This window comes from Bradyrhizobium sp. JYMT SZCCT0180 (assembly GCF_018130165.1).
Classification (GTDB): Bacteria; Pseudomonadota; Alphaproteobacteria; order Rhizobiales; family Xanthobacteraceae; genus Bradyrhizobium.
On record NZ_JAFCLZ010000037.1, the window covers coordinates 1 to 21376 of the forward strand.

A 21376-nucleotide genomic window follows, 5' to 3' on the forward strand; every position below is an offset into this window, starting at 1 on the left:
CCGGCGTAAAATCAAGCGCGCCGGTTGGGACGACGCCTTCCTCTTGGCTACCCTCAGCCATATGCGATAGCCCTGCCCGCAAGCGGGAGAGGGAGTGCGCTTCCTTCGCGGTTGCTATCTGACCTGTCCCACTCGCCTCCAGCTCCATTCTGTGTGACCGGCATCACAGCGCCTCCACCCGCTTCAAGCGACAAACGGCCAACAGGAATGAACCGGTGTTGGTCGTCATGGCTTGCTCAAAATATGCTTGCTGGTCGAATGTGGCGCGCGGCTCGCTCGCAGCGATGCTGCTGGCCATCTCGGTGTTTGTGGCCGACCCTGCCGGCGCGGAGATTATCAGGAAAGAAGACTCGCTGCGCGGGATCACGATGACGCGCGAAGAGTGCGCCGCGAAACCGCAGACCTTCTGGCTCAACGTCTACAGCCAGGATTTCTGTGTCCGCTATTATCTTTCCACCGCCGGAGGCCAGGGCTCGCGCCCGGTCATCATTCTGAACGGCGATCACAACGGTCCGGTTGATCCGGCCCGTTGGACCTGGGCGGATCCGTCCAAGGCCAGTGACGTCAACACCGACAAACTCGTCGCTATCGCCGACCATTTTTCGAAGATGGCGAAGACCACGGCGATCTATCTTGGACGCATCGGCGTCGAAGGCACGTCCGGCACCCATCTGTCACGCAAGACCCTCGTCGAGCTGCAGCTGATGGACATGGCGCTCGAGGCGCTCCGGCAACGCTACCAGTTCGAAGGCTTCCATCTGTTCGGGGAGTCCGGCGGAGGCCGGCTTGTGTTCGGCCTGGCCCAGATGCGGCGCGACGTCGCCTGCCTGATTTCCGGCTCGGGACAGATCGTGACCCGGGGTCCCGCAAAGCCCGGCGATCCCGCAAGGACTTTTTTCGACATCACGGGCAAGGTGCAATGGCTCGCGCAGAACCGCGCCTTGCGCATGATGGTTATCAGCGACCCGAATGACCAGCAGGTGCCGACAGCCGCTCAGCAGACCCCCATGGTGCAGACCCTGAGACAGGCCGGCCACGTGGTCCCCCACCTCCTCGTCGAAGCCACCGATCCGAAGCGTCACGCGGTGCTCGACTATGGCGCGATCGCGATGGGCGGCTGCGTGCTCGGCCGGCACGACGACGAAATCGCGCGGGCAATAGACACACTCATGCGCCGCAACGCCGAGACCAACCGGCGTCTGCAAGACGAAGCGCGTGCCAAGTCCCCGCCGCAGACGGCTTCCGACACGATCGCGCGCCAGCCAGGACGCACGTGACATGAAAGCGACGCAGCGGCCCGGATCAGCAACAGGACAGTCAGGAAACATGGAGCGCGCGATGCGGGTCCTTGCCAGTGTGCTTCTCACCGCCGTCACAATCATCCTGGCGCCGGCAGGCGCGCAGGCCGAAGCGCAGCAGCGCATGTGCCTGGACAATGCCACCCCACCCGCCCCGAGGGCTGCGGCCTGCTCATTCGTCATCACGAATGCGCCGCCCGCCGAGGCCAGGGAACTTGCCCGTGTCTACCTCATCCGCGGCAATGCCAATCTGGCCCTCGGCGTCTACGACCGGGCGGTGGCGGATTTCGACGCGGCGACGAAAGCCCACCCGACCGCCCCTGGCCCGTTCAACAGCCGCGGTGTCGCGTTCCTGCGCCAGAAGCAGCTCGATCGCGCCATCACGGAGTTTGATTCTGCGATCCGGCTCAATCCCAACGATTCCCTTGCCTTAACCAACCGCGGCGACGCCTATCGGGACAAGGGCCGCGTTGACCGCGCGATGCAGGACTACGACGCCGCGATCGTGATCAATCCGAAGTGGGTCAATGCTTACTTCGGCCGTGCAGCGGCGTTGCAGCAGAAGGCCGGCTCCGATTTCGACGCCTTCGTCAACGAGGGCCGCTTCGAAGAGCTGGCCATCGCGGAATACGGCAAGGTGCTGCAGATCGCGCCGCGACACGCCGGCGCCATCAGCAACCGCGGTCTGCTCCATCACACCTTGCGCAGATACGACCTTGCCATCGCCGACTTCACGCAAGCGATCGAGATCAATCCCGCAAATCCCGCCTTTCTGCGCAACCGCGCGCTGACCTACCGGATGATGCGGCGGTTCGACCTTGCGATCGCGGACTATCGCAACGCGTTGGCGATGACGCAAGATGCCGACGGGCGCAAACTGATCGGAGAGTTGCTCGCTCAGCTCGGCACCACCGTCTGAGGTCGGATGGCACGCCAGCGTCTTATGGATCACACGCCCTAAACGCGCACCAGCCAACAATTCCGTTGTGCAACGCAACGAAATACTCCCGGGACACTGCGGTTAGACATGACCGGGTCACCCAAATCGAAAAAAGAAAACTTTCTTTCGAAACTTTGTAACCAAATCGATCGATGCCCCGTAGCTGTGTCCGGATGAGCATTCAAATCACGGAGGCTAACGGCCTTCGCGAGCCACCGCGATCTGATTGGCATCCGTTGTTTCCTTAGCGTTGTGCGGGTCGATGACATCAAGGTCATCGAACGCTCACGGCGTCCTATTGTCGTCAAACAATCATCAAGGAGAAGGTCATGAAGCTGAATACAAAATCCGGTGCGACGCTCGCAGCCGCCGCTGCCACTTTGTTCCTCGCCGGCGCGGTTGTGTCGACCGGCTCGACGTCGGCAAACGCCGCCGCCGGCAAGTGCATGGTCGGCAACGCCTGCAAGGGACAGAGCGCCTGCAAGGGCGGCTCGAGCGCCTGCAAGGGACAGAATGCCTGCAAGGGTCAGGGCTTCTCGATGACCACCGAGAAGGCGTGCACCGCCATGGGCGGCAAGTTCGTCAAGGCCTGATCGTCCCGAATTGACGTGAAAAGGGCCCGGCATCGATGCCGGGCCCTCACGGTTCAATTCCAGCCCGGGAATGTTTCACTTAAGCCCGCCCGATCCTTGAAATAAATTTCGCTCGCCGTGTAACCAAGCCAAACTCGCCGCGTATTTATCCCCGGGTACCATCTGTCGGTCCTGATGTCAGTGGCTTGCGGGTGGTGCACCTTCACACTTCTTTCTCGAGGAGACGTCCATGAAGATGACTTCCAAATCCGGTGCCACGATTGCCGCCGCTGCAGCCACTCTGTTCCTGGCCGGCGCGACGATGTCGACCGTCACCTACGCCGCCGGCGAAGGCAAATGCGTCGGCGCCAACGCCTGCAAGGGCCAGAGCGCCTGCAAGAGCGGCGCGAGCGCCTGCAAGGGTCAGAACGCCTGCAAGGGTCAGGGCTTCTCCGCCATGACCAAGGAAAAGTGCGACGCCGCCAAGGGCAAGTATTCGCCCGCCTGATCGAGGCCATCCGGAACGGGGCTCCGTTCCGGGAACGGGGCCCGGTGTATGCCGGGTCCCCTTTCCATGATAATTTGAGGCAATACCCATCGCCTGATCGCGATGCGCGAAGCGGAGACGACATGAACGTCGCAAGCAGATTGCCCAGCTCCCCGGCGGCGCTTGCAGAGCGCCCGCTGCAGTCGGATAAGCCTCCCTTCCTTGGCTTCGGGCTCGGCCTGCGCGCGCAACACTACGACGAAATCCTCGGCGGCAACCCGCCGATCGACTGGTTCGAAGTCATCAGCGAAAACTACATGCTGCCCGGCGGCCAGCCGCTGCGCGTACTTGACCGGATTTGCGAACGCTATCCCGTCGTGATGCACGGCGTGTCGCTGTCGATCGCATCGACCGCGCCGCCGAATTTCGAATATCTGCAGGGCCTGAAAGATCTCGCCAGGCGTGTCGAACCAAAATGGATCTCCGACCATCTGTGCTGGACCGGCGTGCACGGCAAGAACCTGCACGACCTGTTGCCGATCCCCTATACGGCAGAGGCGCTCGACCACGTGGTCAGCCGCGTGCAGCTGGTGCAGGATTTCCTCGGCCGCGCCATCGTGCTCGAAAACGTCTCGACCTATGTCCAGTTCAACAATTCCGAAATGACGGAATGGGAATTCCTTGCCGAATTGTCGCGCCGTTCCGGTTGCTGGCTGCTGTTCGATATCAACAACGTCTATGTCAGCGCCTTCAACCACGGCTATGACCCCATGACCTTCCTGAATGGGATTCCTGCCGACCGCGTCGTGCAATTCCACATGGCCGGCCACAGCCACATGGGCACCCACATCATCGACACCCATGATCATCCGGTCTGCGAGGACGTCTGGGATCTCTATGTCGCCGCCATCAAGCGCTTCGGCCGGGTCTCGACCATGATCGAGCGCGACGACAACATCCCGCCGCTCGACGAATTGCTCGTGGAAGTGAACCGAACCCGCGAGATCGCCGAAAGAGTCTTGCCGCCTTTGGGCAAGCAGGCGGGATGAGCGACTTCGCGCGGCAGCAGGCTGATTTCCAGCGCGGCATCCTGACCGGCGACGACACGGTGCTCGCCGAAATCCTCGACAGCCCCCGCGAGAAGCGCGAGACGCTGTACGGCGTCTATCGCTATGCCTATGGCTCGCGGCTGGTGGAAGCGCTGCGTAACGACCACGGGCTGCTGCATTCGTATCTCGGCGACGAGACGTTCGACGAGATGGGCCATGCCTATGTCAAGGCGCGTCCCTCGGAGCATCCGAACCTGCGCTGGTTCTCGCAAGGCCTGCCGGAGTTTTTGAGATCGGCCGAGCCCTATTGCAATCATCCTGTTCTCGCTGATCTCGCAGCGCTGGAGAAAGCGCTCAACGACGCCTTCGACGCCGCGGAAGGTGAAGTGCTTGACCTCGCCTCCATGGCCGCGTTCGCGCCGGAGCAATGGAACGATCTCAAGTTCCAGCCGCACCCCAGTGCCGCGAGACTTGATCTTTCCACCAACGCCTCCGCGGTCTGGCTGGCGCTCAAGAACGACGAAACACCACCGGACGCGGCCACGCTGGAAGAACCGTCGCGCATCCTGGTCTGGCGCCAGGACGCCACCCCGATGTTCCGCGAACTTGCCCCTGAAGAGGCGATGATGTGGGACGAGGCCGCGAACGGCATTCCGTTCGGCGTGCTCTGCGAGATGTTAGCTACCTATGACGATCCCGATGGCGCGGCGCCGCGCGGCGCCGGCTATCTGCACGGCTGGATTACATCAGCAACCCTGACGGCGGTTTCCACCTGATAACAGAGGCCCGAGACATGGGCACCGACACCGATCGATCCGTTACGACCAGAAGCGTGTCGCGATGAAAACCCTCGGCGGCATCAGCTGGATCGTGTTGACCGCCGTCCTCACCGCCATGCCGGCAAGCGTGATTTCGTTCCGCGCCGATGCGCAATCGGAGTATCTGCGCGGCGACCGGATGCCGTATGACGCGTTCGACCGGATGCCCAAGACCGATCTCGAAATCGCCGGCGGCACTATCCATGTCGGCTTCGCGCCCGGCGAGATGGCGCTGCCGAGGGAAAAGGTGCTCGACTGGGTCCGGATGTCGGCGAAGGCCGTCGCCACCTATTATGGCCGATTCCCCGTCGAGCAGCTGCGGCTGCTGCTGGTGCCGGTCGACGGCGCCCGCATTCGCGGCGGCACGACGTGGGGCTATCGCGGCGCCGCGATCCGCATTCCGCTCGGCCGCGATTCCACTGAAGAGGTTTTGCGGCGCGACTGGGTGATGGTGCACGAGATGGTGCACACCGCCCTGCCCGATCTGAACCATCGCCACACGTGGCTGTCGGAAGGTCTTGCCGTCTATATCGAGCCGGTGGCGCGGGTGCAGGCCGGCGATCTCACGGCAGCGGAGATCTGGCAGGCGATGATGCGCGACATGCCGAAGGGCCTGCCACAGGCCGGCGATCAGGGCCTCGACAACACCGACACCTGGGGCCGGAGATATTGGGGCGGCGCGCTGTTCTGCCTGCTCGCCGACATCGAAATCCGCAAGCGAACGAATAACCGCCTCGGCCTGCAGGACGCCATGCGCGGCGTCCTCGCCGCGGGCGGCAATCATGAAAAGGATTGGCCGCTCGATCGCCTTCTCTCCACCGCCGACAAGGCCGTCGGCGTCGACGTACTGACGAGGCTTCATGACGAGATGGGTTCAAAGCCCGTGACGCCCGATCTCGCGGGCCTGTGGCGCGACCTCGGCCTCAAGCCGCAGGGCGAAAGCCTCGAATTCGACGACGCTGCCCCGCTGGCGGCGATCCGCAAAGCCATCACTTCGCCGCGCGCGAAATAGCGGGCTGCTACGCCGTGCCCAGCGAAGGATGCTGCTTCAGCACGTCGTCACTGATCGATTTGGACTGAATGGCGCGAAACAGCGTTCGCGCGGTCGTGGTGTGATTGGCCTGGAGGCAGAGTTCGAGGATCTGGCGCACGGCGGCGTCACGCAACAGACCATCGGAAATCTTCATGGCAATTTGCATCGCGACTTTCGCCGCGCGCTCATAACGTTCGATTTCGGGTTTGATTTTCGCGTGCGAACGGTCGGCAGCGCCGCTGATCTTTTCCGCACTGCTGGCCGCAGAACGGCAGATTGCCCGTATCTTGTTCGCAGCCTGGAGATCGCCGATCGGCCCCTCGATGGGCTCGTCCCAGATCTCCTTGGGTGCGGGTACGTCCTTTTTGAACCATTGCATGGAATCAACAGCCAGCGCGTTTGCAGGACAAACAATGCGATCTTGCGATCAGCGGCCGCATTCTCATCCGGGAAAATCAATCGGTGGTGACATTCCGGCAACAGAGATTTGCAAATCCGGTTCGTTGCTCGTGGCGTGCAGCCGGCCTCCATGATCTCAGGCGGCTATCTACGACGGTCGCCTTGGTCCGATCGCCTCGAACTGCGCCTTCTGTTCATCGTCCAGCGTGGCGTAAAAATCCTCAAGCGCGGCCCGGACCTGCTTGACGGCTTGCAGCATGGTATCGAGCCGCTTGGCGATGGCGGCGAACCGCGCCGGCGGCGTCATCACCTCGCCCGGCTGACAGGCCGCCTTCAATGTCTCGGCAGCCTCGGCGCTGGTATCCTGAAGCACTTGCAGGGCGGAGCGCTGGGTCTCGTTCGGACGCAACCTGGTTTCGATCTCGCTGGCTGGCCATGCCATGGCGGCAGACTGCGCCACGCCACAGCCCTGCGCAGTCCCTTGCGCAGGCACCTCGATAGATTGGCTCCTCGCATTGTTGGCCACGGATATCCGGCGCTGATCCTGCGCGAGCGCGTTGAAGCGGGCCTTCTGCTCGTCGTCCAGCATTCCATAGAATTTCTCCAGCGGTGGCCGCACCGTGGCGACCGCCGAAATCATCGCCTCGATCCGCTGCTGCATGGCGCTGAGCCGGCTTGGCGCCGTCAATACGATTTGCGACGGGCATGCCGCACGAATGTTCTGCGCAGCCGCGATCGATGCGTTGCCGAGTTCGTCGAGCGCGGCAAATTGCGTTTCGGTCGGCAGAACGGTGAGCTGGATTTGATCAATGGGCAGGCCGGCGATGGCGCGCCTGTCGTCACCGCACATTTGCGCCAGCGGAGCGAGCCCACGATGTCTGCGGCCGGACGGCCGCTGTTCCAGATAGCCGGTCAAGGCATCGTAGCCGTAGGGCGCGAATATTCCGGCGTAAATATCAGTGTAGCCGTAGTCCCAGAAGCCGATGCGGTCTCCCCAGATCGTGTAATCGTAGATGTCGTGATAGGCGAACGGCCAGAACAGCGGACCAACCCACCCATAGCCGCCATTACCGTGTTGCCACCACCCGCCTCCGCCACGGCCCTGCTGCCAGCCCGCGACGGCGAGACCGGCGGCGATCTGTGCCCGCGCCATGGGATTGCTGAGCAGACGCCCGCCACGCGACCCGCTGGCGCGCGACAGCGAATTCATCGCATGGCGGAAGTTTCCGGATCGTACCGAGGCGTTGCGGATCTGGCTGAGATTCGGGCCGCTGCGCCCGGCAAAGCCGCGATGGCCGCGAAAACTGCCTCGCGAATATGAGCGCGATATCGCGAACTTCCCGCCGCCGTGGTGACCACGAAAATGACGGTGATGCCCGCCGAAATGCCCGTGCCCACCACCGTGGGCCCGGCCATGGTGACCCCCGCCATGCCCGTGGCCATGACCCCCACCATGACCTCCGCCCTTGCCGATCGCCACGCTCGAAAGCAGGATCGCCACTACAAAGACCACAATTCCGATTGCCGGTTTGGGCATGGCACGCTCCCTTGCGCCACTCGTCATAATTTGCGGCAACAGACAGACGCCGACGGGGAGCGAAAGTTCCACTTGCGAAGCGGCAAGAGGACGAGCCTTCGGGGAATTCGCAGGAGAGTTTGCGCCCGGCGCTAAACCGCCGGCACGATCTTCCCGGGATTGAAGATGTTTTGCGGATCGAGCGCCTTCTTCAGCGCGCGCATGGCGTCGATCGCCTCATCACCGAGTTCGGCTTTCAGGTATTTCTGCTTGCCCTGTCCGATGCCGTGTTCGCCGGTGCAAGTGCCGCCCATCGCCTGCGCGCGCTCGACCAGGCGGTGCATGAAATCCTCGCCGCGGGCCATCTCGTCGGCGTTGTCGACGTCGCAGACCAGCGAGCAGTGGAAATTGCCGTCGCCGACATGGCCGACGATCGGCGACAGCAGATTGAGCCGCTTCAGATCCTCCTCGGTCTCGGTGACGCAATCGGCCAGCCGCGAGATCGGCACACAGACGTCGGTCGCGACCACGCCGGCGCCGGGACGCAGCGCCTTCACCGACCAATAGGCGTCGTGCCGCGCCTGCCAGAGCTTGGTGCGGTCCTCCGGCTTGGTGGTCCAGGTGAAATCACCGCCACCGCATTCGCCGGCAATTTCCTTGAAATTCTTCGACTGCTCTGCGACCTCATTGGCGCTGCCGTGGAATTCCAGCAGCAGCAGCGGCGTCTCCGGCAGCGTCAGCTTCGAATAGGAATTGCAGGCGCGCACCTGCTCGGCGTTGAGCAGTTCGATGCGCGCGACGGGAATGCCGGTTTGAATTGCAAGGATCGTCGCCTGGCAGGCGCCGCGCACCGTCTCGAACGAACAGGCGGCGGCGGCGATCGTCTCGGGAATGCCGCGCAGTTTTATCGTGAGTTCGGAGATGATGCCGAGCGTGCCCTCCGCGCCGACGAACAGATGCGTCAGATCGTAACCGGCGGAGGATTTCTTCGCCCGCGTGCCCGTGGTGATGATCTCGCCGTCGCCGCGCACGACCTTCAGCGCCAACACGTTGTCGCGCATGGTGCCGTAGCGTACCGCGTTGGTGCCGGAGGCGCGGGTCGAGGCCATGCCGCCGAGCGAGGCGTCGGCGCCGGGGTCGATCGGGAAAAACACGCCCTGATCGCGCAGATGCTCGTTCAGCGCCTTGCGGGTCACACCGGGCTGGATCACGCAGTCGAGGTCGTCGGCGTGGACTTCCAGGATCTTGTTCATGTCGCGCAGATCGATGCAGACGCCGCCGGCCGGCGCATTGACCTGCCCCTCCAGCGAGGTGCCGGTGCCGAACGCGATCACGGGAACGGTATGCCTGGCGCAAATCCGCACCACATCCTGGATATCGACGGTTTCCAACGCCATTACCACGGCATCGGGCGGCTGGTTCGGCAGCCAGGTGGTGGTATGTCCGTGCTGTTCGCGCACCGCCTGCGAGGTGATCAGCCGGTTGCCGAACCGCGCCGCCAGCGCCTCAACGGCGCTTGCCAGCGCCTGCGGCTCCGGCCGCTTCTCATTGCCCGATATCGTCATCGCCACGCAAAATTCCTCCCGGCTTTGAGTGGACCGTGGCAAAGGATATATGAGGGGTCAAGAGAGATCGGCCAAACAGGGATGGATGATGACTTCAGCTTCAGCCGCCAAAAATAACCTATCCGAAATGCCCCTGCCTTCCGCACCGTTTCTGTCGTCGGTGATGCAGATCGAGCCGCAATGGATCGATTACAACGGCCATCTCAACATGGCCTACTACAACGTGATGATGGACCGCGCGATCGACCAGATGTGGCTGCATCTCGGGATCGGCCCTGCGTACATGAAGGAGCGCCATGGCTCGACCTTCACCGCCGAATGCCATGTGCGGTATTTGCGCGAGATTCACCTCGGCGATCCCGTGCAGGTCACGGTCTATCTGCTCGCGGCCGACGAGAAACGCATTCATACGTTTGAAGAGCTGCGTCACGCCACCGAGGGCTGGATCTCCGCGACTTCGGAGAACATGACCATTCACATCGACATGAACGCGCGCAAGGCCGCGCCGTTTCCGCCCGATATCCGCGCCCGCATCCAGGCGGTGGTGGATAGCCACGCGGCCATTCCACGTCCCGAGGGCATCGGCCGAAAGGTGGCGATGCCCTCGAAATAGCGCTGCATGCGATCGTCATCCTGAGGTGCGAGCGCAGCGAGCCTCGAAGGATGGGCCACGGGCCGTACATCCTTCGAGGCGCGCAAGGGCGCGCACCTCCCGAGCGAACGCAAGCGCGTTCGTCCGGGGATGACGGGAGATAGAGCGGGCTAAACCTGTCCTCGCCCGCGCACCAGGCCGACCACCGCCGAGACCAGGAACAGGATGATGGCGATGAAGAAGATCGCCTTGGCGATTTCGACCGAGGCGCCGGCGATGCCGCCGAAGCCCAGAATGCCTGCGATCAGCGCGACGACCAGAAACGTAACGACCCAGCTCAGCATGACACGACCTCTGTTTGGTTGCGATCGGCGCGGCCCGGACGGCTCGCACCAGCTCATGCCAAAACAATCCGGCCCGAAAGCGATGGTTCCTGGGTGCGAAACCGGGAATATTTGTCAACAAGGCGGAACAAAATCGCGGGGGGCCTGCCAAAATCGGTCGCGGGATAACGCCGGATTAAACCTGTCAAAACGGCCGGACAGGCCCTATATGGCCCTTAATCCCTGCTAAGAAGGCTCCCCTTCACCGCCTCACGGTGCCATCGTGGGGACAAGACGATTCGCATGACAGAGCCGAGCAAGCTGCCCCATCACGGCGTTCCCGAGCACCAGCCCGCAGCTGGCGGCATCGCCGCGCGTGCGCGCGCCACGGCGGCCCCGCAATATCTCAGCGGGCTCAATCCGGAGCAGCGCGACGCCGTCGTGACGCTGGACGGCCCGGTGCTGGTACTGGCCGGCGCCGGCACCGGCAAAACGCGCGTGCTGACCACGCGCATCGCCCATATCCTGAGCCAGGGCCGGGCGCGCCCGCACGAAATCCTCTCCGTGACTTTCACCAACAAGGCCGCGCGCGAGATGAAGCTGCGGCTCGGCCAGATGCTCGGCCAGGCCGTCGAAGGCATGCCGTGGCTCGGCACCTTCCACTCGATCGGCGGGCGCATCCTGCGCTACCACGCCGAACTGGTGCAGCTGAAATCCAATTTCACCGTGCTCGACGTCGACGACCAGGTCCGCCTGCTCAAGCAATTGCTGCAGGCCGAGAACATCGACGACAAGCGCTGGCCGGCGCGGATGCTGGCCGGCCTGATCGACGGCTGGAAGAACCGCGGCCTGACGCCTGCGCAGGTGCCGGCGGGCGAAGCCGCCGTGTTCGGCAACGGCAAGGGCGGCAAGCTTTACGCCAGCTATCAGGAGCGGCTGAAGGTCCTCAACGCCGCCGATTTCGGCGATCTGTTGCTGGAGAACATCCGCCTGTTCCGCGAGCACCCTGACGTGCTGCGGCAATACCAGAGCCGGTTCAAGTTCATTCTGGTCGACGAATATCAGGACACCAACGTCGCGCAATATCTGTGGCTGCGGCTGCTGTCGCAGGCGCCGTCGTCACCCTCCAAGGCGCAAGCCCTGGCTGCGGTCATTCCGGGCTCGCTTGATCCTGTCGTCGTTCCGGGGCGCGTCGAAGACGCGAACTCCGATGTGGAATTGCACATCGGAGAATCTCGAGGTGAAGAGGACTCATCTCGAGATTCCGGGTTCGCGCCTGTCGGCGCGCCCCGGAATGACGAGAGAAACCTCGCTCCCTCCTCGCCCCTCAAAAACATCTGCTGCGTCGGCGACGACGACCAGTCGATCTATGGCTGGCGCGGTGCCGAGGTCGACAACATCCTGCGCTTCGATCACGATTTCCCGGGCGCCAAGGTTATCAGACTCGAACGCAACTACCGTTCCACCGGCCATATCCTCGCCGCCGCCTCGCATCTGATCGCGCATAATGAAGGCCGGCTCGGCAAGACGCTGCGCACCGAGGACGCCCTCGGCGAGAAGGTCACCGTGACCGGCTCCTGGGATTCGGAAGAGGAAGCCCGCGCCATCGGCGAGGAGATCGAGGAGCTGCAGCGCGCCGGCGAGAACCTCAACGAGGTCGCGATCCTGGTGCGGGCCTCGTTCCAGATGCGCGAATTCGAAGATCGTTTTGTCACGCTCGGCCTGCCCTATCGCGTGATCGGTGGTCCCAGATTCTACGAGCGCGCCGAAATCCGCGACGCGCTGGCGTATTTGCGCGTGATCAATTCGCCGGCGGATGATCTCGCCTTCGAGCGCATCGTCAACGTACCCAAGCGCGGACTCGGCGACGCCACCGTGCAGATGCTGCACGACCACGCCCGCAAGCGCCGCATTCCCTTGTTCGAGGCCGCCCGCGCCGTGGTCGAGACCGACGAGTTGAAGCCGAAGGCGCGCGGGTCCTTGCGCGATCTCATCCTGCATTTCGACCGCTGGCGCGCCCAGCGCGAGGTCACCAGGCATACGGAGCTCGCCGAAATCGTGCTCGACGAAAGCGGCTATACCGAGATGTGGCAGAAGGACCGCTCCGCGGATGCCGCCGGACGGCTCGATAACCTCAAGGAGCTGGTGCGCTCGATGGAAGAGTTCGAAAACCTGCAGGGTTTCCTCGAACACATCTCGCTGGTGATGGACCGCGACGGCGGCGCCGAGGAAGAAGCCGTGTCGCTGATGACGCTGCATTCGGCCAAGGGTCTCGAATTCGACAACGTGTTCCTGCCCGGCTGGGAGGAAGGCCTGTTTCCGAGCCAGCGCACGCTCGACGAACAGGGCCGCGCCGGCCTCGAAGAAGAACGTCGCCTCGCCCATGTCGGGCTGACCCGCGCCCGCCGCCGCGCCAAATTATACTTTGCCACCAACCGCCGCATTCACGGCACCTGGTCGACCACGATCCCGTCGCGCTTCCTCGACGAATTGCCGGCTGACAATGTCGAGATCACGGAATCCAAGGGCGGCTCGGGCTGGGGCGGCAGCGGTGGCTACGGCGCCTCCCGCTTCGACAACGTGGAATCCTTCGGCTCCAGCTACACCACGCCGGGCTGGCAGCGCGCGCAGGCCAATCGCGCGCGCAACAATCAAGGAGGCCGTCACGGCCAGACCCGCGACGGGTTTGAGGAAAGCCAATCGTCATTCTCATCCTCCGGCGACGCGCGCGGCGGCTTCTCCCGCACCAAGCGTGGGCCGATGGTGATCGAGGGCGAACTGGTCGCCAAATCCACCGGCACCGTTTCGGAATTCTCGCTCGACGACCGCGTCTTCCACCAGAAATTCGGCTACGGCAACGTCGTGAAAATCGACGGCAACAAGCTCACCATCGCGTTCGAGAAAGCCGGCGAGAAGAAGGTGGTCGATAGTTTTGTGGAGCGGGTGTGAATTCCTACTTGACCCGGTCTGGCCGCGACTGGCTTTCCGTCATATAGTTCGACGGGGAGGCAGTGATGCTGAGGGACAGCCGTGATATTATAAGACGCTGGAGCAGGATGGCTTCAGACTGGTTAGCGTAAGAGGATCGCACCATAAGTTTCGTCATCCGGTATCGAACAAGATGACCATCGTCACTCATCCGAAGCGAGATATGCCAATTGGCACAGTCCGCGCGATTTACCGCCAGGTTGGCTGGGACAGGGATTAGGAGTTCGCGATGCCGCATTACATCGCATTGATCCATAAAGATCCGGACAGTTGCTACGGCGTATCGTTCCCCGATATTCCCGGCGTATTCACTGCCGGCGACACCGTCGACGAAGCCATGCAACAGGCGCGTGAAGTCCTGCAATTTGCTGCGGAGGACTGGACCAACCCTGACGGCTCGACGGGCTTCAAAGCCCCAAGCACCATCGACGAACTTCGCAATAACCCGGAATTTCTTGAAGAAGCAAAAGACGCTGTGGTTGCGTTCGTCGAATATCCTGCTCGCGCTCACGCAGCGGAGTAAGGAGCCGGCATCAGACCTTGCCACGGTCATTTCATCGTTCGGAACCCTGGCTCTACGAACTCAGCACGGAACCGAAAATCCATTCAATCGCAATCGCTTACACGCCCGCACAAGTTGCCGGCAAGGAGCGGGAGCGATCAAATCAATTCCGGTGAACGCGACGACATCCCGGACCAGATGGCGCACCGCGTGCTGCCTTTCCGCGGTCATCCCAGCCCTCGCCTTGAGGCCGCACAGGATCGCGCACGATACCAAACGAAAACCTTGCGCTCGATATGCCGCGAGTGATCAACTCTCGAACCGGAATGCTCCTGCACGGTTGGAGAAAACATGATGTTCAAGAAGATTGCGATCGTGGCTGGTTTGGGACTGGCGCTATCAGTCACGGCGGAGGCCCAGACGCCACGCAAGGGCGGCACCATTCGGATGACGGCGCCCTATGGCTCGAGTTTCACCAGCATGGACATTCATACGACGCAGCGCGCCCAGGACGAGATCGTCGCCAAGGGCCTGCATCGGTCGCTCTACATTTGGGACTCGGCCGAGGGCAAGCCGGTTCCGGAGCTCGCCAAGGAGGCCATCGTCTCGGGCGGAGGTCTTGTTTATACCTTCAAGCTGCGCGACGACGCCTATTTCCACCATGGTCGCAAGATGACGGCTGACGACGTCATCTGGAGCTACAACCGCATCATGGACGGCGCCAAGGCCTATCCCGGCGCGCGTTTTGTCCGAATGATCGAGGGCGCCTCCGAGGTCGAGAAGGGCAAAGCCAAGGAAATCTCCGGCCTGAAGAAAATCGACGATTTCACGCTCGAAATGAAGCTGACCGAGAAGGTCGATCCGGGCTTCTACTTCTTCACCGCGCTGACTTCGATCTATCCGGCCGACGAGGGCGCCAAGGACAGCTTCATCCAGAAGCCGATCGGCCTTGGGCCGTTCAAGTTCGTCGAGCACGTGCCGGGATCGCGCGTCGTGCTGGAGCGGTTTGACAAGTTCTACAAGCCCGGCAAGCCGTACGCCGACAAGATGATCGTGTCGATCATGGGCGAAGCCGCGGCGCGCGATGTCGCCTTCCGTAACAAGGAAATCGACACCTCGGTGCTCGGACCCGCGCAGTACGTCGCCTATCAGGCCGACCCCGCCCTCAAGGGTACCATCGTCGAAGTCGCCGAGGTCTTCACGCGCTACATGGGCATCAATCCTTCATTCAAACCGTTCTCCGACAAGCGGGTGCGGCAGGCCATCAACCACGCGATCGATGCCGATCTGATCATCAGCAAGCTGGTCAAGAACAAGGCCTATCGCGCCACGAGCTGGCTGCCTTTGACCTCCCCCGCCTACGACAAGACCATGAAGCCCTACGCCTTCGATCCCGCGAAAGCAAAACAGCTGCTCGCGGATGCGGGCTATCCCACCGGCTTTGAATTCGAATGGACGGCGAGCCAGAATGAAAGCTGGGGCCTGCCGATCGTCGAGGCCATCATCCCGATGCTCGACAGGGTGGGCATCAAGGTGAAGGTCAAGCAGGTCGAAACCGCCGTGCTGGCGGAGGTCGCCCGCAAGGGCGAATTCCAGGCCTTCATCTATTCCCAGGCCACCGGCCCGGACCCTCAGGCCGCGCTGAAATGCTTCCACTCGGCGACGCCGCAATCGGCCTGCAACTACACGGCTTTCAAGAACGCGGATTTCGACAAGCTGCTCGATGAGGCCGGGCAGACCGACGACGCCGCAAAGCGCGTCCAGCTGCTGCAAAAGGCCAATGCCCTGCTCTATGACGAAGCGCCGGTGTGGTTCTTCAACTACAACAAGGCGGTCATGGCGGTGCAGCCCTGGCTGAAGGGGATTCAGTTGAACGCGACCGAACTGACGCATCAGAATGTCGAAGACCTCTGGGTCGCCGAGACCTCGCCCGCCAAATGACCTAGAAGTGACACGCGCTCTCGCCCTCCCTCCATCGCAAAAACGCAAAAACGATAGAGGGAGGGAGGAACAGGCCTGATGCTCTCGTTCGCGATCCGTCGAATCCTGCAAACCGTTCCGACCGTGCTGGCGGTCGTGCTGGTGATCTTCGTGCTGTTCAGCGTCGTGCCAGGCAGCATCATATCGAGCATGAACGATGACGGACGGGGTCCGACGGACCCGCAGGTCGTGGAGCGCATGAAAAAACAGCTCGGCCTCGACGATCCCGTCTATATCCGCTTCGGCTCCTACGTCGCCAAGCTCGCGACCGGCGATTTCGGGACGTCGTTCCGCACGCGCGAGCCGGTCACGACCATGCTCGCCAAACGGATGTGGCCGACGCTGCAATTGATATTCGCGTCGATGACGTTTGCGATCGTGATCGGCGTACCGCTGGGTTTCATCGCGGCGCTGCGGCCGGGCAGCTTCGTCGACACGCTCTCGATGGTGCTGGCGGTGTCGGGGCTTTCAATGGCCAAATTCTGGCTCGGGCTGCTGCTGATGTACCTGTTTGCGTTGAAACTCGGCTGGCTGCCGAGTTTCGGCTATGGCGACGGCGGGCTCAAATACCTGATCCTGCCGGCCGTGACCCTCGGGGTCTCGCCGATGGCGCTGCTGGCGCGGACGACGCGCGCCGCCGTCCTCGAGATCATGACCGCGGATTTTGTCCGCACCGCGCGCTCGAAGGGCATGAGCGAAACCCGGGTCGTGAAGTGGCATGTGATGCGCAACGCGCTCGTCATCATCCTCACCACGATCGGCCTGCAGTTCGGCGCGTTGATGGGCCAGGCGGTGGTCGTCGAGAAACTGTTCTCCTGGCCGGGCATCGGCTCGCTGCTGGTCGACAGTGTCCTGCAGCGCGACCTTCCTGCCGTCCAGGGCTCCATCCTCGTCGTGGTGCTGTTCTTTCTGACCATCAATGTGTTGATCGACCTGCTCTATGGCGTGATCGATCCGAGGATCCGATACGCATGAGGTTAGGGGCCAATCTCATCATCGGCGGGGCATTGTTCGCGCTGGCGGTCATCGTCGGCCTGCTCGCGCCCTGGCTGGCGCATACCGATCCCGTCATGGATGCCAACCTCTTGAATGCCGAGGAGCCGCCGAGCTGGATCTGGTGGTTCGGCACCGACGCGCAGGGCCGCGACATCTATTCCCGCGTCGTGCATGGCGCGCGCATCTCGCTGACGGTCGGTATCGTCTCGCAACTCGTCAACAGCGTCATCGGCGTGACACTCGGCCTGACCGCGGGCTATTGGGGCGGCTGGTGGGACGATTTCGTCAACGGGCTGACCAACCTCATGCTCGCGATCCCGTCGCTGATCTTCGCGCTGGCCATCATGGCGGTGCTTGGACCGGGCCTGACCAGCCTGCTCATCGCGCTCGGCTTGACCAACTGGTCCTTCACCTGCCGGATCGCGCGGGCCTCAACGCTGTCGCTCAAGAGCCAGGGCTATGTGCAGGCCGCAAAAGTGCTCGGCTACGGCGATTTGCGCATCATGATCACGCAGCTGCTGCCGAACATGGTCGGCCCGATCATCGTCATCGGCACGCTGGGCATGGGCGGCGCGATACTGGCCGAAGCCGCACTCTCGTTCCTCGGCCTCGGGGTCCGCCCGCCCTACCCAAGCTGGGGCAGCATGCTCTCGGAGGCCCGCGACCAGATCACAACGGCGCCGTGGCTCTCGATTTTCCCCGGCCTCGCCATCTTCCTGACGGTGCTCGGACTCAATCTGCTCGGCGATGGCCTGCGTGACATTCTCGATCCACAGTCGCGGAGCCGGCGCACATGACGGGCCCTCCGCTGCTCGAAGTCGAGGATCTGCGCATCGATCTCAACTATCGATCCAGCCATGTTGCGGCGGTCGAGGGCGTTTCATTCCGCATCGACCGCGGCGAGACTTTTGGACTCGTCGGCGAATCCGGCTGCGGCAAGAGTATTACAGCGCTGGCCTTGATCGGCCTGTTGCGCCAGCCACTTTCGATCGGCGCCGGCGCCATCCGATTTGACGGCCGGGAGATCCAGAGGCTTTCGGCGGCCGAGCAACGCGCGCTGCGCGGCAATCGCATCGCCATGATCTTCCAGGAGCCGATGACGGCGCTCAATCCGGTCTCGCCCGTAGGCCGGCAGATCGCCGAGATGTTCGTGCTGCACCAGGGCAAGGACTGGCGGGAGGCCAACCGGTTGGCGGTCGAGGCACTGGCGAGCGTTCGCGTCCCCGCACCCGAACGACGGGTGAAGGATTACCCGCACCAGCTTTCAGGCGGCATGCGCCAGCGCGTGATGATCGCCATCGCCCTCGCCTGCGGGCCGGATCTCCTGATCGCCGACGAGCCGACCACTGCGCTCGACGTCACCGTGCAGGCGGAGATCATCGAGCTGATGCGGAATCTATGCGCCGAGAGAGGCACCGCCATCTTGATGATCAGCCACGATCTCGGCCTGGTCGCCAATGTCTGCCGCCGCGTCGCCGTCATGTATGCCGGCCGCATCGTCGAGGAGCGCGGCTCGGACGACATCTTCCGCACCAGTTCGCATCCCTATACGCAAGGCCTGGTCGACTCGCTGCCGCGGCTGGGGAGCCGCGCGGCCCTTGGCCGGACACGGCTGACGGAGATCGCGGGCGTCGTGCCCGCGATCACGGATTTCCCGGACGGCTGCCGCTTCAATCCACGCTGCGCGCGGGCGACCGACATTTGCCGGACCACCGAGCCGGAGACGACCTTGCTCAGTGCGGGCGGGCTGGTCAGGTGCCATCACCATGCATGAACCTGCGGCAAGACCCGGCGACGATGTCATCCTCAGCGTGGAGGATCTCGCGGTCCATTTTCCCGTCGGTGGCGGCCTACTGGGCGGCGGCCGGCGGCTGCTCCGTGCGGTCGACGGCGTCGATCTCGAACTGAAGCGCGGCGAATGCCTCGGTCTGGTCGGCGAATCCGGATGCGGCAAGTCGACATTGGCGCTTTCGATACTGGGCCTGCAGGCGCCGACGCGCGGCCGCATCGTGCTCGACGGCCAGGTCGTGACGGATCGGCAATCGGGCGATCGAAAGGCGTTGGCCCGCATCGTGCAAATCGTGTTTCAGGATCCCTACGCCTCGCTCAATCCACGCCAGACCGTTCGCCGCACGCTGGAAGACCCGCTGCGCCTGCACGGCGTGAGGGCCAAGAGCGAGGTCGACGACCGTGTCGCCGCGATGCTCCGGCATGTCGGCCTGCGGCCCGAACAAGCCGGCCGCTACCCGCATGAATTCTCGGGCGGCCAGCGTCAGCGCATCGGCATCGCCCGCGCGCTGATCCTCAATCCCAGGATTGTCATCTGTGACGAACCCGTATCGGCGCTGGATGTCTCGATCCGCGCCCAGATCATCAATCTGCTGCTGGAATTGAAGGAAACCCTCGGCCTCTCCTACATCATGATCAGCCACGACCTCGGCGTCGTCGAGCACATGAGCGACCGGGTCGCCGTGATGTATCTCGGACGCATTGTGGAGAGCGGCGACTGGCGCGAAATCTTCGAACGGCCGGCGCACCCGTATACACAGACCCTGATATCCGCGATTCCCGATCCGCTGCGCCGCGCGCCGCTTGCTACGATACCGGGCGAGCTGCCCAATCCGCTCAATCCGCCGGACGGCTGTGCGTTCAGTCCGCGCTGTCGTTACGCCGAAGCCGTGTGCCGTCGCGAGCCCCGGCCATCGCTTGAAACGCGGCCCGACGGACACGCGGTCCGCTGCTGGCGAGCCGACGAGATTGCCGGTCAGGCGGCGCTGGCCTCGACCGAAAGCTGAGATTTCCGCGCGGCGGCTGAACGCTCTGCTTCAGAATCTATTTGGCGACGAAATCCGGATTGGAGCACGCCGTTTCAGGATATCGACGCAAATTATCCTTCAGACGAGTCGGAGACGTCACCGAGCTTTCGGACCGTGACATTGACTGACATGCCCAGGTAATCCTGCGTTTTACCAGCCCACGAGCCTGCCAGAGGGACCGCTTGGCCCGGATGGCGGCCAATCGCCACTGCGATTAGATCATAGCCGGCGCTGATGCGGTTGGTCGGGTCATAATGCATCCATCCGGCACCGGGGAGAAACACCTGGAGCCATGCATGCGTTGCGCCGGAGCCGGTCATGCCCACCTCGCCGCCATCCAGCGCGGCATCGTAGATATAACCGCTTACGAAGCGCGAGGCGAAGCCGAGTCGGCGCAATGTCTCGATCATCAGCCAAGCATAATCCCGACAGGTTCCTGACTTCGAGCTCAGCGTTTCACCGGGAGACTGGGTGCCTTCGGCGTCCCTGGCATTGTAGCGGAAGGTATCGTGGAACGTGTCCAGCATCCGTCGTAGAACATCCGTCGTGCGATCCTGGTTGTCGGCAACGAAGCTCTTGGCCCAGGCGGCAACACTGGCATCAGGGTCCTCGGCATGAGGGCGCAAATAGACGGAAAGATCAGTCCACTCGTCCGGGGTGTACTGCAACGGCACTTGCTCAGCCCGTTTCTCCAGCGGAAACTCTTCAACGTCTTTTGCACCGAAGTGGATTCCCCGAAACTGAAACGTAAACGTCAGTTCCTTGCCGGGCTCAGTGAATTCCATCACTGTCACGTTATTGGAGAGGCTGTCACTGACCCAGCGAATCCTGGAAGCAAGGCTGGTTCTTGCGGACCAACTGAGGAGGCGCCCGCGTGCGGCAGGCCTCGGCAAGAACATGGCGCGGTGTGTGCCAAACGTAACCGGGTTCGCATATTTGTAGCCGGTGACGTGTTTTATCTCGAAAAGAATCGCCACTATTCCCTCCCGTGGTGATGTGGTTAGTCGCCCTGCATCATCTCGATCTCCTGATTTTTAGGTTTAGAAGGGTGACGCACGCTCAGCTAAACAAGGACCTACTGTCTGCTGAGCACCAGCGTCTTGATCGGCAGCAGAAGCGCTTGAATCCGCAATAGTGGCACTCCATCGGTGCAACTGATGCACCGAGTGGAACACTCAACATCCTGGAGCGCAAGCTCGGCATTGCTTTTGGCCGGCGTCCGCTCCGGGTCACAACCTGACTTGGAGAGCCTGTCCGCTGCCTGCGCCAAATTCAGACGTTCATTGCCAAACGCAAACTAACTCCTGCGCAAAAAAGGCAGAACGCGTTCTGGCCCTTGTTAGGATCAAATATGACAGAGGGCCTGACCGAACTAACGTACCCTTATCGGATTCAACGACGCGACCGTGGTGACCACTGCGAAAGTTCGTAGCCTTGTCCCGCAGCACAGCCCAACTGCCACTTATTCCCGTTCAGGTCAGCCATACGGAGTACCCCCAGGT

At 62.7% G+C, this 21376-nt stretch carries 21 protein-coding genes; 16 read left to right on the forward strand and 5 right to left on the reverse strand.

Annotation, left to right across the window (positions count from 1 at the left end; genetic code table 11):
• Positions 1–215: 215 nt before the first annotated feature.
• The 7 genes from JQ641_RS35640 to JQ641_RS35670 all read left to right on the forward strand — a co-directional run bounded on the left by JQ641_RS35640 (position 216) and on the right by JQ641_RS35670 (position 6176).
• Positions 216–1277, forward strand: coding sequence for a hypothetical protein (locus tag JQ641_RS35640; RefSeq protein ID WP_212001572.1), 1062 nt, complete (start codon positions 216–218; stop codon positions 1275–1277).
• A gap of 61 nt (positions 1278–1338) precedes the next feature.
• The gene (locus JQ641_RS35645; protein WP_212001584.1) at positions 1339–2217 is read left to right on the forward strand and encodes a tetratricopeptide repeat protein; all 879 of its coding nucleotides are present in this window, start codon (positions 1339–1341) and stop codon (positions 2215–2217) included.
• A gap of 350 nt (positions 2218–2567) precedes the next feature.
• Positions 2568–2831 carry a BufA2 family periplasmic bufferin-type metallophore gene (bufA2, locus tag JQ641_RS35650; protein WP_212001595.1) on the forward strand — a complete coding sequence of 88 codons (264 nt, stop codon included), beginning with the start codon at positions 2568–2570 and terminating at the stop codon, positions 2829–2831.
• A 229-nt stretch (positions 2832–3060) separates the two neighbouring features.
• The gene (gene bufA2 / locus JQ641_RS35655) at positions 3061–3318 is read left to right on the forward strand and encodes a BufA2 family periplasmic bufferin-type metallophore (RefSeq protein ID WP_192738016.1); all 258 of its coding nucleotides are present in this window, start codon (positions 3061–3063) and stop codon (positions 3316–3318) included.
• A gap of 122 nt (positions 3319–3440) precedes the next feature.
• Positions 3441–4346, forward strand: coding sequence for an MNIO family bufferin maturase (bufB, locus tag JQ641_RS35660; protein WP_212001599.1), 906 nt, complete (start codon positions 3441–3443; stop codon positions 4344–4346).
• Positions 4343–5122, forward strand: coding sequence for an HvfC/BufC N-terminal domain-containing protein (locus JQ641_RS35665; RefSeq protein ID WP_212001601.1), 780 nt, complete (start codon positions 4343–4345; stop codon positions 5120–5122). Before bufB ends, JQ641_RS35665 begins: the two co-directional genes overlap by 4 nt.
• A 64-nt stretch (positions 5123–5186) precedes the next feature.
• Positions 5187–6176: a gluzincin family metallopeptidase gene (locus JQ641_RS35670; protein ID WP_249151121.1), complete on the forward strand. Its 990-nt coding sequence runs from the start codon at positions 5187–5189 to the stop codon at positions 6174–6176.
• Positions 6177–6183: 7 nt separating this feature from the next.
• Here JQ641_RS35670 and JQ641_RS35675 read toward each other — a convergent pair whose 3' ends face one another.
• The 3 genes from JQ641_RS35675 to JQ641_RS35685 all read right to left on the reverse strand — a co-directional run bounded on the left by JQ641_RS35675 (position 6184) and on the right by JQ641_RS35685 (position 9677).
• Complete coding sequence (locus tag JQ641_RS35675) at positions 6184–6576, reverse strand: hypothetical protein (RefSeq protein WP_212001607.1); 393 nt, start codon at positions 6574–6576, stop codon at positions 6184–6186.
• 168 nt (positions 6577–6744) lie between these two features.
• Positions 6745–8133, reverse strand: coding sequence for a Spy/CpxP family protein refolding chaperone (locus tag JQ641_RS35680; protein ID WP_212001608.1), 1389 nt, complete (start codon positions 8131–8133; stop codon positions 6745–6747).
• 131 nt (positions 8134–8264) lie between these two features.
• A complete protein-coding gene (locus tag JQ641_RS35685) occupies positions 8265–9677 on the reverse strand; it encodes an FAD-binding oxidoreductase (RefSeq protein ID WP_249151127.1) in 1413 nt (470 codons plus the stop codon).
• A 127-nt stretch (positions 9678–9804) separates the two neighbouring features.
• Here JQ641_RS35685 and JQ641_RS35690 point away from each other — a divergent pair, with 127 nt between their 5' ends.
• Positions 9805–10290: a thioesterase family protein gene (locus tag JQ641_RS35690; protein ID WP_212001616.1), complete on the forward strand. Its 486-nt coding sequence runs from the start codon at positions 9805–9807 to the stop codon at positions 10288–10290.
• Between the two features lie 149 nt (positions 10291–10439).
• Here JQ641_RS35690 and JQ641_RS35695 read toward each other — a convergent pair whose 3' ends face one another.
• Complete coding sequence (locus JQ641_RS35695) at positions 10440–10613, reverse strand: DUF1328 domain-containing protein (RefSeq protein WP_192738021.1); 174 nt, start codon at positions 10611–10613, stop codon at positions 10440–10442.
• Positions 10614–10895: 282 nt separating this feature from the next.
• On the opposite strand from JQ641_RS35695, the gene JQ641_RS35700 reads away from it, so the two are divergent.
• From JQ641_RS35700 to JQ641_RS35735, 8 genes are all read left to right on the forward strand, one after another.
• On the forward strand, positions 10896–13541 hold the full coding sequence (locus JQ641_RS35700; protein WP_212001617.1) for an ATP-dependent helicase: 2646 nt from the start codon (positions 10896–10898) through the stop codon (positions 13539–13541).
• 118 nt (positions 13542–13659) lie between these two features.
• Positions 13660–13800, forward strand: a complete 141-nt coding sequence (locus tag JQ641_RS35705; RefSeq protein ID WP_502755029.1) for a type II toxin-antitoxin system HicA family toxin — start codon at positions 13660–13662, stop codon at positions 13798–13800.
• Between the two features lie 9 nt (positions 13801–13809).
• On the forward strand, positions 13810–14103 hold the full coding sequence (locus JQ641_RS35710) for a type II toxin-antitoxin system HicB family antitoxin (RefSeq protein ID WP_212001620.1): 294 nt from the start codon (positions 13810–13812) through the stop codon (positions 14101–14103).
• 330 nt (positions 14104–14433) lie between these two features.
• A complete protein-coding gene (locus JQ641_RS35715; RefSeq protein WP_212001621.1) occupies positions 14434–16023 on the forward strand; it encodes an ABC transporter substrate-binding protein in 1590 nt (529 codons plus the stop codon).
• Positions 16024–16101: 78 nt separating this feature from the next.
• On the forward strand, positions 16102–17037 hold the full coding sequence (locus JQ641_RS35720) for an ABC transporter permease (protein ID WP_212001623.1): 936 nt from the start codon (positions 16102–16104) through the stop codon (positions 17035–17037).
• On the forward strand, positions 17034–17855 hold the full coding sequence (locus tag JQ641_RS35725; protein WP_212001626.1) for an ABC transporter permease: 822 nt from the start codon (positions 17034–17036) through the stop codon (positions 17853–17855). Before JQ641_RS35720 ends, JQ641_RS35725 begins: the two co-directional genes overlap by 4 nt.
• Positions 17852–18832: an ABC transporter ATP-binding protein gene (locus JQ641_RS35730; protein ID WP_212001629.1), complete on the forward strand. Its 981-nt coding sequence runs from the start codon at positions 17852–17854 to the stop codon at positions 18830–18832. Before JQ641_RS35725 ends, JQ641_RS35730 begins: the two co-directional genes overlap by 4 nt.
• A complete protein-coding gene (locus JQ641_RS35735; RefSeq protein WP_212001630.1) occupies positions 18825–19853 on the forward strand; it encodes an ABC transporter ATP-binding protein in 1029 nt (342 codons plus the stop codon). Before JQ641_RS35730 ends, JQ641_RS35735 begins: the two co-directional genes overlap by 8 nt.
• A gap of 92 nt (positions 19854–19945) precedes the next feature.
• Here JQ641_RS35735 and JQ641_RS35740 read toward each other — a convergent pair whose 3' ends face one another.
• A complete protein-coding gene (locus JQ641_RS35740) occupies positions 19946–20851 on the reverse strand; it encodes a transglutaminase family protein (RefSeq protein WP_212001633.1) in 906 nt (301 codons plus the stop codon).
• Positions 20852–21376: the final 525 nt, after the last annotated feature.